Origin of the sequence: Moraxella sp. FZFQ2102 (assembly GCF_024137865.1) — a bacterium.
GTDB lineage: Bacteria > Pseudomonadota > Gammaproteobacteria > Pseudomonadales > Moraxellaceae > Moraxella.
In genome coordinates, this window is the sequence record NZ_CP099960.1 from 1733839 (window position 1) to 1750142 (window position 16304).

A 16304-nucleotide genomic window follows, 5' to 3' on the forward strand; every position below is an offset into this window, starting at 1 on the left:
CCTAAAATAAAAATTGCCCAAGTTGAATACTTGGGCAATTGTCCTTGATAGTGCTATATTTTATGCAGGCAACGGTGGTGGCAATTCGTCATCAGCAGGGGCGGTTGGTGTGGTTGTCACACCCGGTACTTCATGCTGATATTCTTTTGGCTCACGCGGCTCTTCGCCTGCCATGATTTGTAAGAATTGCTCACGATCGATGGTTTCCCATTTCATCAAGGCATCGACCATGGCGTGCATCTTGTCGTGATTTTCGTCAATCAATTTATAAGCGACATCGTATTGTGCCTCTAGGATATTGCGAATTTCATCATCGACTTTTTGCTGTGTGGCTTCTGAGATGGTGCGCGTGCTACCACCGAAATAGCCGCCATGCTCTTCAGCTTCATAGACCATCACGCCCATTGCATCTGACATACCATAGCGAGTGACCATCGCACGAGCCATCTTAGTTGCGCGCTCGAAGTCATTAGATGCACCAGTAGATTTGCGATCGACGAAAATCTCTTCAGCGATACGACCGCCAAATAGAATAGAGATTTCGTTCAGCATCTTGTCTTTGTAGTTGCTGACCATGTCCTGCTCAGGCAGCTGCCAAGTCACACCCAATGCCCAACCGCGCGGCATGATGGTGACCTTATGCACAGGGTCAGTACCTGGTAGCAGCTCAGCGACAAGTGCATGACCAGCTTCATGATAAGCGGTGGCACGACGCTCTTCTTCCCGCAATACCATTGATTTGCGTTCAGGGCCCATGTATAGCTTGTCTTTGGCGTCTTCAAAGTCGTTCATATCGACGCTTGGCTTATTGCGACGAGCGGCAAATAGCGCAGCTTCATTCACTAAGTTGGCAAGTTGTGCACCGCTAAATCCAGGCGTACCACGAGCTAGGGCATTGACATCGACACCGATGGTAGATGGTAATTTTTTCAGATGAACATTCAAAATCTGCTCACGGCCTTTGATGTCAGGTAAGCCAACAGAGACTTGACGGTCAAAGCGACCGGGACGGAGCAAAGCTTTATCCAGTACATCGACACGGTTGGTCGCTGCGATGACGATAACGCCGTCATTGCCTTCAAAGCCGTCCATCTCAACCAAAAGTTGGTTCAGCGTCTGCTCACGCTCATCATGACCGCCACCCATGCCGCTGCCACGATGACGACCGACAGCATCAATCTCATCAATAAAGATAATGCATGGTGCGTTTTTCTTGGCTTGATCAAACATATCACGGACACGCGATGCACCGACACCAACGAACATCTCAACAAAATCTGAGCCAGAGATGGAGAAAAATGGCACTTTAGCTTCACCAGCGATGGCTTTGGCAAGCAATGTCTTACCGGTACCTGGTGGGCCAACCATCAGTACGCCACGTGGAATGGTCGCACCAAGCTTAGTGAATTTACTTGGATCTTTTAGAAAATCGACAATCTCAGCAACTTCTTGCTTGGATTCTTCGACGCCAGCAACATCATCAAAGGTGACTTTGATTTGGTCTTCAGACAGCATTTTGGCTTTTGATTTACCAAAGCTCATCGGGTTACGACCACCCATGCCGCCACCGCCTGCACCGCCACCCATGCCACGCATGAATAGCCAAAACAGACCAACGATCAGCAGGATAGGAAATGCCGCCATGAGTAATTGCATACCCACGCCTTGACGCTCAGGGGCAGTGCCTTCGACTTCGACTTTGTGTTCACGCAGTAGTGGCATCAGCTGATCATCTGTCACATCAGGTCGAATGGTCTCAAATTCTTTGCCATCGACCTTGGTGCCAGTGATTTCTTCACCGTTAATCTTCACATCTTTGATTTTGCCTTGTGATACTTCTGTCACAAATGCCGAATAATTCATGGTGTCAGCATCAGCATTGCCATTATCCAGATTGCTAAAAATTGCAACCACGATGCCAATGATGACAAGCCATAATAAGGTATTCTTTACCATATCGTTCAAACTTTTCTCATCCCACTAAAGTATGCTTTGCATCAGCGTTTGGGTATTTGGTTTCAAACCTGGTATCCAACTGCGTCGTTGATGCGAAGCGTTGTGTCTATTTTGTCCTATATGTAGATAATTGACCAGTTTTTCAAGCCAAAGACTGTCATTAGTTTATTTAATCGCCACCCAAAACATCTCTTTTGAGCGGGGGCGTGATGCAGCAGGCTTGATGCTTTTGATTTTGCTAAATTGCTTTTGCATAGTGGCACGCAATTCTTGAGAACCTTCACCTTGGAAGACTTTCATGATGAGCGCACCACCTTCAGGTAGCACCTTTAGGGCAAAATCCACCGCCAGCTCGCACAGATACATCATGCGTGGCTGATCAACTGCTGCCATGCCCGATGTGTTTGGTGCCATATCAGACAGCACCACATCGACCTTGCGACCACCGACTTCATCCATGATTTGGTTGAACACCGCTTCTTCACGAAAATCACCTTGGATAAAGGTGACATTCTCAAGCGTATCCATCGGCAAGATATCCGATGCAATCAGTACGCCGTTATCGCCAACAAGCTGGCCTGCCACCTGCGACCAACTACCCGGTGCAGAGCCGAGATCGACGACGGTCATGCCTTTTTTGATGAGATTGGTTTTTTCGTTAATCTCAAGCAGTTTATAGGCGGCACGAGCACGATAGCCTTCTTTCCATGCTTTTTGGACATAAAAATCATCCAAATGCTCTTTCATCCAACTGCGACTGGATTTGGAGAGTTTTTTGTTTTTAATGCGTGTTGCCATTGGGGGTGAATTACCTACAATTTATCAAATCAATACCAATCAATTAGTTTACCATTATTGACAGCAAATTTGGTGAAATTCTGCTATAATAGCGTAATTATTTCTCACTGCCACCTTAATATACGGCAAATTTGGAACTTTCATGAGCAAAAAAGCAAAACTTCAAGACATCAAGGCCCTGCGTGGCATCGGCCATCAGCTTAGCCCAATCGTCATCGTCGGCGCAAACGGCCTAACACCAACCCTAATCGAAGAAGTGGCTCGTGCCTTACACGACCACGAACTCATCAAAATCAAAATCCCAGCAGGCTCAGCCGATGAACGCAAAGAGTGCGCCAATGCCATCGCCGAAGCCACTGAGTCAGAAGTCATCCACCATATCGGACGCATGGTGCTACTGCTGCGCGCCAATCCTGAGCCAAATCCAAAGCTATCGAATCTTAGCCGCTTTGGTTTTTGATGGATGTATTGATGTCACATCAGGCATTATTTACACACCGTGCGATTGGTGCGGTGCAAGCATTTCCCCTAATCGCTGTCACTGATGGCGATTTTGTTTGGGATAAGAAAATCTCACTGCCTAACATCACAGCCTATGTTTCGGTAGTCAATGGTGCGGTGCAGGCAAGCTTTGTGGTGGCAAAAACCAATCACACCAAAGATATGTTCGCAGCAGTGCTAGACAGTGAGTCTGCCAAGCAACTGACCATGCACCGAGCGGATTTTTTGTGGGAAAAAGACTGCTTTGAATGCTTTATCGGTCATGCTGATACGCCAGCTTATTTAGAAATCAATGCCAATAGTGCAGGTCAGTTTAATAGTTATCAGTTTGATGGCTATCGTACACCCAATGTCATGCCGCCTGTGGCAAATCATGGGTATGATGTACAAAGCTTTGTTTATCAAGATGAAATGAATTACTGCTTTGGCTTTGAAGTGACAAAAATCAGCACAAGCATGGATGTATCGCGGCTAAAGATTAATCCAACGGTGATTTTATACCCTGTGATTGATGGTCAAGCTGTGCCGATTTATTATGCATATCAGCACGCTGCGCCCCCTGATTTTCATGCCAGTGATGTATGGCAAAGCTTATAAAGTGATGGCTAAGCCACCAAAAACCGCTTGTGCAACCCTAAGGCATGAGCGGTTTTTTTGGTGTTAAACAGGTGTAATTTGCCCATCTTATTTTTGCCTATTTTCCCATCTTGGCTTGGACATGAAACAAGCGAAATTAAGCTTTTTCTAATCGCTTAATGCCGATGGTTTTGCGCACCTTAGCGATGATTTTTTGATGGCTGTCGGTGATGTCGATGTGATAAACACGGCAGATGGTATCACCTGATTTGGCAAGCTCAAGAATCTCAAGCACTTCATCTGTGCTGATTTTGATACGGGCGGTGACCTTATCATCGGTAGTGCTCAGATACTCGATGGCTGATGAGATATCCCAGACCTGATAGTCCTTGCCTAGCTTGTGCGTCAGCATGGTGCAGATAAATGGGTCGGTCATCATATGCATACTGGCACCAAACTGCGTACCAGTCAGGCTCTTATTCAGCCGTGTCATCGGCAGTCCCACCACGCATAAGCCATTGTCCAGATCCACCATCTCAAGGCGAATGCCTGCACCCAGAAACGGTGCAAAAGTATTCAGCTTGCTTTTGATGATATGCGGCACAAGTTGTGGATAAGTGGCTTTTTTGCCTTGTTTGATCAGCTTGCCGAGTTTGTTTTTGGCGGTCGTTAGAGCCATGTATCAATCCTCAAAATCATCGCAGTATTGTGCCATATTTTGTAGATGAAATAAAGCTGTTTAATTTTTGTGCAGGATAAATGCATCTTTTGTTGATGCCTGAGTTGATCAAATTTGTGCTAAAATAATGCATCTTTTGTGATGATATTTTGCTATGCCGACCGACCGAGACCGACCAGATTTAGACCAACTCATTGATGAGTTGAACGAGCCTATCGATGATGAGATGGTGCTGCCAGCATCCAAGCAGGCGGTGTCACGCAATGTATTGGCGGATGGTGTCGATCGTAAGGCACATCTGTCGGCGCTGGTCAAAGGCTTGCCTAACTTGCCTGGGGTATATAAGATGCTGGGCAAAACTGGCGACATCTTATATGTCGGCAAAGCCAAATCGCTCAAAAATCGGGTCAATAGCTACTTTGCCAAGACCATCGAGCATCCAAAGACTCAAGCACTCGTACAGCGAATCTATGATGTCGAAATCATCATCACCACCAGCGAGACCGAAGCGTTATTGCTTGAGCAAAATTTAATCAAAAATCATCTACCGCCTTATAATGTCATCCTAAGAGATGATAAGTCCTATCTGTATGTCTATGTCAGTACGGATAAATTTCCACGCTTGGGTATTGGTCGGGGTAAGGGTAATCATGTACAAGGGCGATTCTTTGGACCTTATCCATCAGCAACGAGCGCCAAGACGTCGCTTGCACTGATGCAAAAGTTATTTATGTTAAGAAGCTGTACCAATAATTTTTTTAATCAGCGTAAACGCCCTTGTCTAGAATACCAAATCAAACGCTGCAAGGCACCGTGTGTCGGCATGGTATCGCAGGCAGAATATGATGCTGATGTTGATGCGACCTTGAAATTTTTGCAGGGTGATACAGGGCAAATTCAAACAACGCTCGTTGCCAAGATGGAAGAGGCAGCATCGCAGATGAATTTTGAACAGGCGGTGTTTTATCGAGATCGCTTGACGATGATTAATGATTTGTCTGCCAAGCAGTCGGTATATCGACTCGATGGCGAGGCAGATGTCTTTGCCATCACTGAGCAAGCAGGTGTGACGGCGATTCATGTACTGACGGTGCGTGGTGGGCAGGTATTGGGCGGTAAGAATTATTTTCCTGATGAGATTGCGCCTGATGCCAAGCATCTGGGTGAGAAACTGTCTGAGTTTTTGCTGTCGTTTTATTTTCAGGTGAGTGATGATTTGCCAAGTGAAATCATCATCAATGCCGCACTTGAAGATGCTGATGCGGTGAGTGAGGCGTTGGCAAGTCAATTTGGGCATAAGACCATCATCAAGCACCGAGTGCAGACACATCGAGCAGATTGGCTCAATATCGCCACACTCAATGCCAATAATGCACTTGCCACACAGCTCAAAGATCACCGAGAGCTGCACGCGCGCTTTGAGGCACTTAGAGTGGCACTTGATGGTGTGACAGATCGTACCATTGATCGTATTGAGTGTTTTGACATCAGTCATACGATGGGTGAAGCGGCGATTGGTTCGTGTGTGGTGTTTGACCAAGGTGGTGCACGCAAGCGAGACTATCGCCAATACGCCATCCATGACATCACCGCAGGCGATGACTATGCCGCCATGAGACAGGTGCTGACACGGCGATACAGCAAACAGCCACTGCCTGATTTGCTACTTGTTGATGGTGGTAAGGGTCAGCTCAATATCGCCATCGAAGTGCTGACGGCACTTGCTAAGCTAGATGATACTTTGCTTGTGGGTGTGGCAAAAGGCGAAGGGCGTAAGGCAGGGCTTGAGGTACTACACTTTGTCAATCATGAACCGCTAGACTTACCTGCTGATAGCAAGGCATTGCACCTAATCATGCAGGTGCGTGATGAAGCACATCGTTTCGCCATCACTGCCCACCGCAAAAAGCGTGATAAGAAACGAGCAGGTTCGGTGCTTGAAGTCATTCCAGGACTTGGGGCAACGCGTCGCCGTGATTTGCTCAATCATTTTGGCGGCATGGGGCAGCTACTGGGTGCATCCGAAAAAGACATCAGCGAAGTCAAGGGTATTGGCAAAGTCTTGGCAAGTACGATTTATAAGGCACTACACGGCTAAATCAGCACCGCATAAACCAAAAAAAAGATGAGTTATTGATCTTACTCATCTTTTTTATAGGAATTTATGATACAGACTAAGCGATAGAGATTAAGATTAGGCGATCTCATCACGCCATAGATCTGACAGCACTTCACGCTGACGCACCACGCGATGCGTACCGTCATCGACCATCACTTCACAAGGGCGTGGACGAGTGTTGTAGTTGCTCGCCATCGTAAAGCCATAAGCACCTGCACCAGCCACCGCCAAAGTATCACCGACAGACAAGGACAGCAGGCGATCTTTACCGATAAAATCACTGGATTCGCATACTGTGCCGACCACATCCCAGACTTTCTCGTCGCCTGTCTTTGATAGATCGGTTGGGATGATTGCCATCACTGATTCATACAGTGCAGGGCGAATCAGCTCGCTCATGGAGCTATCGACGATGGCAAAGTTCTTAAATTCGGTGGGTTTTAGGACATCGACACTGGTTAGTAGTACGCCTGTATTGGCAACTAGGCTACGCCCTGGCTCTAGGTATAGCTTGAGACCCAGTGCTTTTAGACGTGGCAAGAGTAGTTTTGCGTAGTCATCGACACTGACGGGATTTTCGTCAATATAACGCACACCAAGACCGCCGCCCAGATCGATATGATCAAGCGTGATGCCATTGGCAGACAGCTCGTCAATGAGCTCAATCAGCTTATCAAGTGCGTCGCTAAAGCCTTGTGCATCAAGCAGTTGTGAGCCGATATGGCAATCGATGCCAGTGATTTGTAGGTGTGGCAGGCTGTTGGCGTGCAGATAGGCACTGATAGCCTCTTCATGACTGATGCCAAATTTATTATCTTTCATGCCTGTTGAGATATACGGATGCGTCTTGGCATCGACATCTGGATTGATGCGTAGTGAGATGCGAGCGACTTTGCCAAGCTTCGCCGCTACACTATTGATGCTGTCAAGCTCGCTCACCGCTTCGACATTGAAGCAGTGGATATCAGCATTCAAGGCATATTCGATATCATCAAGAGTCTTTCCTACGCCTGAATAGACGACTTTTTTGGCATCAGTCACTTGTAGCACACGAGCCAGCTCGCCTTTTGAGACGATATCAAAGCCTGCACCGGCATCGGCCAAGGTCTTTAGTACCGCTAGGTTTGAATTGGCTTTGACAGCATAGCAAATCTGATGATTAATCTCGCCAAATGCTTGCGTATAAGACTGATAATTCTCCAATAATGCACGGCGTGAATAGACATACAGTGGCGTACCATAGTGTGATTTTAGAGTTTCACTACTGACACCGTCAATATGAAGTACATTATCCACATAAGAAAAGTAGGGCAAAGCATCCACCAAAACGGCGGCATCGATACTAAGCACGCCATCAGTTAGGCGGCTTGCAGGTACAAAATTCATCATAATCTGTCAATACTATTCAAATAATAAGTGTATCAATAATCGTTCGGATTTGGGCTGACCGTGCCATCTTCATGGATAATCGGTGAAGTCTCGGTCGGAATGTACAAAGCGCCTTTTTGACCGCAGCCTGTCAAAGTCAGCACCAGTGCAGCCAATAGCCCTACAGCGGATTTTTTCATCATGCTTATTTCCATCGGATACATCCGCATTGTTCGGATGAGTTGGGTAATTAAAAATCAGGACATTTTAGCATAAATTAGCATCGCTTGGGCGTAAAAATCAGGCAAAATTTTTCATCGCCACAGGATGATTTAGCAATAAAATAACTGATGAAAAATCAAATACTTGTTATAATTTTGCACAGATATCATCAAAAAATCTCACACAAACAGCGACCAATCGACAAAATGGCGGAATATTTTAATGAAATCTAAGATTTAAGGCTTGACAATCAAAGCAATCAGGGTTAATTTATTTGGTTATCCATACAATAAAGTGGGTGGACTGACCCACATGGACATTGACAACAAAATTACCATCACATCGGAGCATTTATGAGCTTAGTGAATCCTACTCTAGTCCTGAACTGCGGTTCATCATCAATCAAATACGCCCTAATCAGCGAAGATGGCGAAAGCCGTATCGAAGGTTTGGCAGAAGGCTTGGGCAACCCTGAAGCACGCATCAAGCACAAAAACCTAGATGGCGAAGCAACCGTAATCGAGATTCCAAACGGCGTCCATGCTGATGCTCTAAAAGTCATCCTAGAAGATCTAATCAAAGAACACAAGCCTGTGGCAGTGGGTCATCGTGTCGTACATGGCGGTGATAAATTCAAATCGGCGACCGTCATCACTGATGAAGTGCTAGCGACCATCGATGAGCTGACCGCACTTGCACCACTACACAACCCTGCAAACGCTGCTGGTATCCGTGCGATCAATAGCATCTATCCTGATTTGCCACAAGTGGCGATTTTTGATACCGCATTCCACCAAACCATGCCTGCGCACGCTTATCGTTATGCTGTGCCAAAAGCACTATACACTGAGCACCAAATCCGTCGCTATGGCTTCCACGGCTCATCACACGCTTATGTATCAAACCGTGCTAGCGAGCTAACTGATAAAGCAGGCACACACGGCTGGATCATCGCTCACTTAGGTAATGGCTGTTCGGCAACTGCGGTCTATGACGGCAAAAGCCAAGACACCAGCATGGGCATCACCCCGCTAGAAGGCTTAATGATGGGTACTCGTAGCGGTGATGTCGATCCAGGTCTGCACATCCATCTAAGCCGTACTCTAGGTATGTCGATCGATGAGATTGATACACTATTGAACAAAAAGAGCGGTCTATTGGGCGTATCAACCGTCTCAAATGATATGCGTAACCTAGAAGCTGCTGACAAAGAAGGCAACGAAGATGCCAAACTTGCACTACAAATGTTCGCTTATCGCACTGCTAAATATATCCTAGGCTTGACCGCTGCTTTACCTGAGCTGACTGGTATTGCATTCACGGGTGGCGTGGGCGAAAATGGCGCTGATATGCGTGCTGCCATCGTTGGTGCACTCAAGCACATCGGTGCAAAAGCGGATTTGGCAAAAAATGCTGAGCTATTCCGTGGTGCAGAAGGTAGCTTCCACGCAGCAGATTCAGCGGTTGAGCTATGGGTTATCCCAACTGACGAAGAATTCCAAATCGCTAGCGAAAGCCGTGCGGTGCTTGGTCTATAATAATAAAAACGCACTGTGTTGACGGTGCGTTTTTGATTGATTTTAAATGAATCAGCTAGATAAAGATATTTTTTTAGGAAAAACTATGACGACAATTTTACTTGTGCCTGTCGAAGAATTTGACATCGATGGCTTTGCAACCAAAACCGCTGACAATGCGTTTTTGCCATTTGCATCATTTGGTCAAGCGGCATTTGAAACAGCTTTGGCAAAGAACAATCTAGATGATTTGCTTGAGCTGATCTATGCCAAAGCAAACGACAACAGCGACGCCATCAAGGTCGTGGCAGGTATCAATCCAAAGCATCCGTATGCCAACCAAGTCAACCGTGATTTGGCACTAGCGCTAGATGCTGATGTGGTATTGGTGGGTGATAACACAGCACTACTTAGCATCGGCAAAGCAGTGTATGGCGAGCGTGTGGTCGGTGAAGTCGCGACCACAGGCGATGCCAAAGCATTTATCAAAGCGAGCACTCGTAAGCCAAATCTATCACCATCGGCGTTCCGTGTTGAGCTTGTCAAAAAAGCCCAAGCCGCCAAAAAACGCATCGTCCTACCAGAAGGTGCTGAGCCACGCACGGTCGAAGCAGCGGTGATTTGCCAAACTCGTGGCATTGCTGATTGTATCCTACTTGCGACCAAAGATGAAGTACAAAAAGTCGCTGATGAAAAAGGCCTAACCCTACCAAGCGATCTACAAATCATCGATCCTGCCACTTTGCAAGAGCAATATGTCGCACCGATGGTTGAGCGTCGTAAGGGTAAGCTTGACGAAGCAGGGGCAAAAGAGCAACTACAAGACACCGTTGTACTAGGCACGATGATGCTACAAATGGGCGATGTCGATGGCTTGGTATCAGGTGCGATTCACACCACAGCGAACACCATCCGTCCTGCGTTCCAGCTGATCAAAACTGCACCACAGTACAGCTTAGTATCTAGCTGTTTCTTTATGCTATTGCCTGAATCTGTCGCAGTCTATGCTGACTGTGCAGTGAACCCAAATCCAAATGCCGAAGAGCTAGCAGAGATCGCTATCCAAACCGCTGATTCGGCAAAAGCCTTTGGCATCGAGCCAAAAGTAGCAATGATCAGCTACTCAACTGGCACATCAGGCGCAGGCGCAGATGTGGATTTGGTGGCGAATGCAACCGAAATCGTACGCCAAAGAAAGCCAGAGCTGGCAGTCGATGGCCCACTGCAATATGATGCGGCAGTCGTTGAGAGTGTGGCAAAATCAAAAGCACCAAACTCACCTGTAGCAGGTCAGGCGAATGTCTTTATTTTCCCAAGCCTATCAGTGGGTAATGCGCTGTATAAAGCGGTACAACGCAACGCCAATGTCATCGCTGTCGGCCCAATGCTACAAGGTCTGAACAAGCCTGTCAATGACCTATCTCGTGGCTGCTTGGTGGATGACATCGTCTATACCATCGCCTTAACTGCGATTCAAGCGGTTTGATGATTGGCTGACTGGTACCAAGTCATCTTAAGCAAATACCGTCTGCCTATGGGTGGGCGGTTTTTTTGTTGCGTATTTCTCAAGTTTATGATGAAATATACTAAATTTAAATTCAAAATGACGAAATTGGAAAAGCTATGAAAAAATGGCTGTACTTATTGCTGTCACTGGCATCATTATTTGCCACAGCACACGCCGCACAGATGGATAATCAATGTCAATTTTTGGAAGAAGGTGGCGATTTGGGCAATGATGGCTTTTTGGAATTTGATAATTTTGAGGTCTTTACTGGCAGCTGTGAAGAAGGACTGTTTTTGGCGGCACAGCACAAACCATCAGCCAAATATGCTTTTTTGGATCAGCATGGTCATTTGATGATTGATTTGTCTGATGCTTTGATGGTCAAGCCTTTTCGCCACGGCGTCGCCATTGTCAAGACTTATGATGGTACAGGACTGATCAATGCCAAAGGTGCGTGGGTGCTTGAGCCTAACTATGATGATATTGATCATTTACGTGGTTTTGATGTTTTTTCTTCCCATCGAGCGGTTGCAACTCGTTATCAGGATGGGCGGCTATATTCTGCTTTGATTGACATAACGGGTAAAGAAATCATACCATTAACTCAAGGAATGCTTGCACCAATTTTTAACAGCAAACCTGTATATGCGCTGACTGTGTTTGATGCGCCTGATAATAATCAACTCCAAATGGGCATATATGATGGCGATGGCAGAGTGCTTGTCCCTGTCAAGAATCAGCTGATTACCACCGATGACAATGGCGCGATCGCCAAAATATGTCGGGATGATCAAGGCTGTATATTGCTTGATCAAAATTTCCATTTTATCACCGATTGGATGGCGGAATCAGGCGATTCAACAGTGCGTTATGGCGATGGACTGATCGCAATCAAACAACATGATAAATATGGCTATATCGATACGCATGGCAGATCCATCATCGAATCCGTCTATGACGATGCGCAGGCGTTCGTGCAGGGCGTGGCGGTTGTGCGCTCGGGTGATGCGTGGTATTTGATTGATAAACATAACCAGCCCATCTCGCAGGCTTATGATGGCTTAATCAGATATGATGAAGAGCTGTATATTGCCGAAAAGTTGGGCAAATATGGCATCATTGATCGTGATGGCAAAGTCGTACAGCCACTAAGTTATGATGAAATAAAAGCGTATATCACAGGTGATGGATTTTTGGCCGTCAAGCAGGATGGACTGTGGGGATTTGTGAATCGTGATGCCAAGATGGTCATCAAGCCGCAATATCAAGCGGTGAATTATTTTGTTGATGGCTTGGCAGCTGCCAAGAAAAATCACAAATGGGGATTTATCAATTCAAACAATCAAACGGTGATTGATTTTATCTATGATGAGCCTTTAAAGGACATGAGTTTGCTTGAATTTTCACAGGCATATGCTGTCACCGATGGCGTGATCGCTGTGGTAAAAGATGGCAAATGGGGCATCATCGACACCCAAGGTGTCGCAAAAACTGATTTTATCTATGATGAGATCGGGCTGATCGACAAGCACTTTATCATGGCCATCAAAGATGGTCAAACCAGTCATATCACCCGTAAGGGATGGTGATCAGCGCACCACCCACCGCCATGGCTGCAATGCGCCAAGTGCCATACCGATCAGACCGCAGACCATGATGGGATTGAGTGTTTCGCCAAGCAGTGGCACGGCTAGGATACTTGCGATAAATGGGGCAAGATTGGCGATACTACCTGCCTTAAACAGTCCGATTTTCTCCACCGCCTTAGCATAAGTCAGTGTCGCCACAATCACCACAGCGACACCATGAAATAGCCCCTGTACCGCCAAATGCAGTGGCTTGACATCACCAAACTGTGGCGTCACAAATACCGCATACACAGGCAGATACAGCACCGCCGACCAGATGCCGACACCGCTCATCACCTGCCACGGCGTAAACGACCATTTGCGTAGCAGTACCGAAAACAGCCCCCAGCACACCGCACTGCCGATGAACATCGCATCCCCCACGCCAAAGCCACCATCTTTTATTGACATCATCACTGTCATCAAAGCCAGCGTGATGACGATGATGGATAGCCCGATACCTGTTTGGCGATCGACTTTTTGCCCGAGCATCAGATAGGCGATCAGAGCGGCAAATAATGGAAAAGTCCCGTTCAAAAACACCACGCCATGCACCACAGGCGCATAAAAAAATCCACTATACACAAACACACAATAGCCAATACTGCCCGACAGTGCCAACAGCACCATGCGATAATCGAACAAAAATCGATAGTCTTTTTTGAGCCATAAAATCGGCATCAAAATCAACGCAGCGATACCAAATCGCATGGCAAGCACATCCCACACTTGGATTTGCCAATAGGCGTTCAGCCGTGCAATCAGGCTAAAACTCCCCCAAATCAGCATGGTGATGAGAGTAAAAAAGTAGCCTTGTTGTTCATCGGTCATCGTGGCAAGTGTTTTCATGCGAATATCTTATAAAATCAGGACTTGCCATTGTAACAGATTATCATTAGGCTGTATATCAAGGCAGGGCGTATCATAGGACGATCTACCTGATGCGCTTCAAATGTGATCGGCTATGCCAAATCGTTCTAGGCTTATGAATGAATGTGGTTTGAGTTTTTGGTGAGAGTTGTTTATGATAAAATTTGCGATTTCAAGCAATGTGACTGAGTGGTCAAAATCGCCATTTTTGCCCCAAAAAATTGCCCCAAAAGGTTTACAAATTCATACTAAATGTGTACCCTATTCACTAGGTTTTTCTTACATCAAATGATAAAGAGGATTTTATGAAAATATTAGTTGCGGTAAAACGCGTCGTCGATCACAATGTCAAAGTGCGTGTCAAGGCTGACGAAACTGGTGTCGAGCTTGCCAATGCCAAGATGTCTGTCAATCCATTTTGTGAAATCGCCATCGAAGAAGCGGTACGCCTAAAAGAAAAAGGTGTGGCATCTGAGATCATCGCAGTGAGTGTTGGCACAACCCAAGCCCAAGAGCAAATCCGTTCTGCATTGGCATTGGGTGCTGACCGTGGTATTTTGGTTGAGACTGATGCCAAAGCCTATCCGCTACAAGTCGCCAAAATCCTAAAAGGTATCGCCGAACAAGAAGGCGCCCAAATCGTCCTACTGGGCAAACAAGCCATCGATGATGACAACAATCAAACTGGTCAGATGCTAGCAGCACTGATGGGTGTGGGTCAGGGTACTTTTGCATCAGAAGTGGTGGTTGAGGGTGATAAAGTGAATGTCACTCGTGAGATCGATGGCGGTCTGCAAACCGTTGCCTTGCCACTGCCTGCGGTGATTACGACCGACTTGCGTCTGAATGAACCACGCTTCCCAAAACTGCCAAACATCATGGCAGCCAAGAAAAAATCACTAGAAACCAAAACGCCAGCGGACTTCGGTGTGGATATGACTTCTAAGCTTGAGACAATCAAAGTGGTTGCACCAAAAGAGCGTTCAGCAGGTGTCAAAGTGGCTTCAGTTGATGAGCTGATTGACAAACTAAAAAATGAAGCACGCGTCATCTAATACGGTTATTACAGATTAAGGATAAGAATTATGGCAATTTTAGTCTATGCAGAACACGACAATAAAGAATTAAAATCAGCAACACTGGCGACCGTGACCGCTGCGACTCAGATGGGTGGTGATGTGCATCTATTGGTCGCAGGTGCAGGCTGTCAAGCAGTCGCTGAACAAGCTGCCAAAGTCGCAGGCGTGGGCAAAGTTTTGGTAGCAGATAACGCTGCCTATGCCAATCAGCTGGCTGAGAATGTCTCGCTACTGGTCAAAGACCTAGCGGCAGGTTATAGCCATATCGTCGCACCAGCGACCACCACAGGCAAGAACTTCCTGCCACGCGTCGCAGCACTACTGGATGTCAGCATGGTCTCAGACATCACTGCTGTGGTCGATGCCAACACCTTTGAGCGTCCGATCTATGCTGGCAACGCCACCGCCACGGTCAAAACTTCTGAATCAATCGTTATCGTCACAGTACGCGGCACAGCATTTGAGCCAGCAGAGCTGACTGGCTCAGCTGCCATCGAAGCAGTAGCGACAGCGGCCGATGCGGGCAAATCAAGCTTCGTCAAAGAAGAGCTAGCAGTATCTGATCGCCCAGAACTGACTTCAGCGAGCATTGTCGTCTCAGGTGGTCGTGCACTGGCAAGCGGTGAGAACTTCACCAAATACATCGAGCCACTGGCAGACAAACTGGGTGCTGCTGTGGGTGCTAGCCGTGCAGCGGTGGATGCAGGCTTTGTACCGAATGATATGCAGGTCGGTCAAACTGGTAAAATCGTCGCCCCAAATCTATACATCGCTGTAGGTATCTCAGGTGCGATTCAGCATTTGGCGGGTATGAAAGACTCTAAGACCATCGTCGCTATCAATACCGATCCTGAAGCACCAATCGCAGGTGTGGCGGATTATTTCCTAGAAGGCGATCTGTTTACTGTTGTGCCAGAGCTGACTGCTAAGCTGTAATCAGCTGTGATTGGATAAATATCAAAAACCTTGAAACTGTGATGGTTTCAAGGTTTTTTATTTGGTGATTGGTTTGGTATTAGGTTGGTTCGCCTTGTATGCTGATGACCACCAAAAACACCACGAAAAATGATACGCTGGCTTAATCAATCCACAAAATTAACACTGGCTTATCAATTGTTGAGATTGAAATGGTGAAGCAAAGTAGGATGCACACGGCACGCCATTAGTTTTAACTATTTCAGTGATGTGTTGTAACATTCTGCTGTACTTAACGAGTTGCTCAACTGATTGTTGACTTTGAAATTGACATTTATAAATAAAACACTCATAATTAAGTTTTAATATCTATTGATTATCACAAGGTCTGTGATGCTTGATTTGCTTTTAGAGTTATTGAAAGTCATTGCTTGGCTTGCCATCGTCATTATGCTACTGCCTGTCTTTATTGTAGGGCTGTGGTTGTGCTGGACGATGTTCACCATCTTATTACCATAATTAAATAAATACGGCAGTATGGTAGGATGTGTACAACGCACCACTGAAAC

14 protein-coding genes and 1 pseudogene are annotated in these 16304 nt (G+C 46.4%); 9 read left to right on the forward strand and 6 right to left on the reverse strand.

The window, feature by feature from the left end:
* Positions 1 to 60: 60 nt before the first annotated feature.
* A complete protein-coding gene (ftsH, locus tag NGM44_RS08200; RefSeq protein WP_253224659.1) occupies positions 61 to 1956 on the reverse strand; it encodes an ATP-dependent zinc metalloprotease FtsH in 1896 nt (631 codons plus the stop codon).
* Positions 1957 to 2121: 165 nt separating this feature from the next.
* The gene (locus NGM44_RS08205; protein WP_253223192.1) at positions 2122 to 2754 is read right to left on the reverse strand and encodes an RlmE family RNA methyltransferase; all 633 of its coding nucleotides are present in this window, start codon (positions 2752 to 2754) and stop codon (positions 2122 to 2124) included.
* A 142-nt stretch (positions 2755 to 2896) separates the two neighbouring features.
* Here NGM44_RS08205 and NGM44_RS08210 point away from each other — a divergent pair, with 142 nt between their 5' ends.
* Entirely contained in the window at positions 2897 to 3214 is a 318-nt protein-coding gene (locus NGM44_RS08210) for a YhbY family RNA-binding protein (RefSeq protein WP_253223193.1), read from the forward strand.
* Between the two features lie 11 nt (positions 3215 to 3225).
* A complete protein-coding gene (locus tag NGM44_RS08215) occupies positions 3226 to 3852 on the forward strand; it encodes a hypothetical protein (RefSeq protein WP_253223194.1) in 627 nt (208 codons plus the stop codon).
* Between the two features lie 136 nt (positions 3853 to 3988).
* Here NGM44_RS08215 and NGM44_RS08220 read toward each other — a convergent pair whose 3' ends face one another.
* Positions 3989 to 4510, reverse strand: coding sequence for a DUF4442 domain-containing protein (locus NGM44_RS08220; protein ID WP_253223195.1), 522 nt, complete (start codon positions 4508 to 4510; stop codon positions 3989 to 3991).
* Positions 4511 to 4736: 226 nt separating this feature from the next.
* Here NGM44_RS08220 and uvrC point away from each other — a divergent pair, with 226 nt between their 5' ends.
* Positions 4737 to 6608 carry an excinuclease ABC subunit UvrC gene (gene uvrC / locus NGM44_RS08225; RefSeq protein ID WP_253224660.1) on the forward strand — a complete coding sequence of 624 codons (1872 nt, stop codon included), beginning with the start codon at positions 4737 to 4739 and terminating at the stop codon, positions 6606 to 6608.
* A gap of 96 nt (positions 6609 to 6704) precedes the next feature.
* Here the strand turns inward: uvrC and lysA are convergent, their stop codons facing one another.
* Both lysA and NGM44_RS08235 read right to left on the reverse strand, forming a co-directional pair.
* Positions 6705 to 8015 (reverse strand): diaminopimelate decarboxylase, encoded by a 1311-nt coding sequence (lysA, locus tag NGM44_RS08230; protein WP_253224661.1) that lies wholly within the window; start codon positions 8013 to 8015, stop codon positions 6705 to 6707.
* A 35-nt stretch (positions 8016 to 8050) separates the two neighbouring features.
* Complete coding sequence (locus NGM44_RS08235; protein ID WP_228143904.1) at positions 8051 to 8200, reverse strand: lipoprotein; 150 nt, start codon at positions 8198 to 8200, stop codon at positions 8051 to 8053.
* A gap of 372 nt (positions 8201 to 8572) precedes the next feature.
* Between NGM44_RS08235 and NGM44_RS08240 the strand changes: the two genes are divergently transcribed.
* From NGM44_RS08240 to NGM44_RS08250, 3 genes and pseudogenes are all read left to right on the forward strand, one after another.
* Positions 8573 to 9757 carry an acetate/propionate family kinase gene (locus NGM44_RS08240; RefSeq protein WP_253223196.1) on the forward strand — a complete coding sequence of 395 codons (1185 nt, stop codon included), beginning with the start codon at positions 8573 to 8575 and terminating at the stop codon, positions 9755 to 9757.
* A gap of 484 nt (positions 9758 to 10241) precedes the next feature.
* A pseudogene (gene pta / locus NGM44_RS08245) lies at positions 10242 to 11222 on the forward strand (phosphate acetyltransferase); the annotation flags it as partial.
* Between the two features lie 137 nt (positions 11223 to 11359).
* Positions 11360 to 12832: a WG repeat-containing protein gene (locus NGM44_RS08250; RefSeq protein WP_253223197.1), complete on the forward strand. Its 1473-nt coding sequence runs from the start codon at positions 11360 to 11362 to the stop codon at positions 12830 to 12832.
* Here the strand turns inward: NGM44_RS08250 and NGM44_RS08255 are convergent, their stop codons facing one another.
* Positions 12833 to 13702, reverse strand: coding sequence for a DMT family transporter (locus NGM44_RS08255; protein WP_253224662.1), 870 nt, complete (start codon positions 13700 to 13702; stop codon positions 12833 to 12835).
* A 344-nt stretch (positions 13703 to 14046) separates the two neighbouring features.
* Between NGM44_RS08255 and NGM44_RS08260 the strand changes: the two genes are divergently transcribed.
* From NGM44_RS08260 to NGM44_RS10860, 3 genes are all read left to right on the forward strand, one after another.
* Positions 14047 to 14796, forward strand: a complete 750-nt coding sequence (locus NGM44_RS08260) for an electron transfer flavoprotein subunit beta/FixA family protein (protein WP_253223198.1) — start codon at positions 14047 to 14049, stop codon at positions 14794 to 14796.
* 30 nt (positions 14797 to 14826) lie between these two features.
* Positions 14827 to 15756: an electron transfer flavoprotein subunit alpha/FixB family protein gene (locus NGM44_RS08265; RefSeq protein WP_253223199.1), complete on the forward strand. Its 930-nt coding sequence runs from the start codon at positions 14827 to 14829 to the stop codon at positions 15754 to 15756.
* A 372-nt stretch (positions 15757 to 16128) separates the two neighbouring features.
* Positions 16129 to 16254, forward strand: a complete 126-nt coding sequence (locus tag NGM44_RS10860; protein WP_256470630.1) for a hypothetical protein — start codon at positions 16129 to 16131, stop codon at positions 16252 to 16254.
* Positions 16255 to 16304 lie beyond the last annotated feature (50 nt).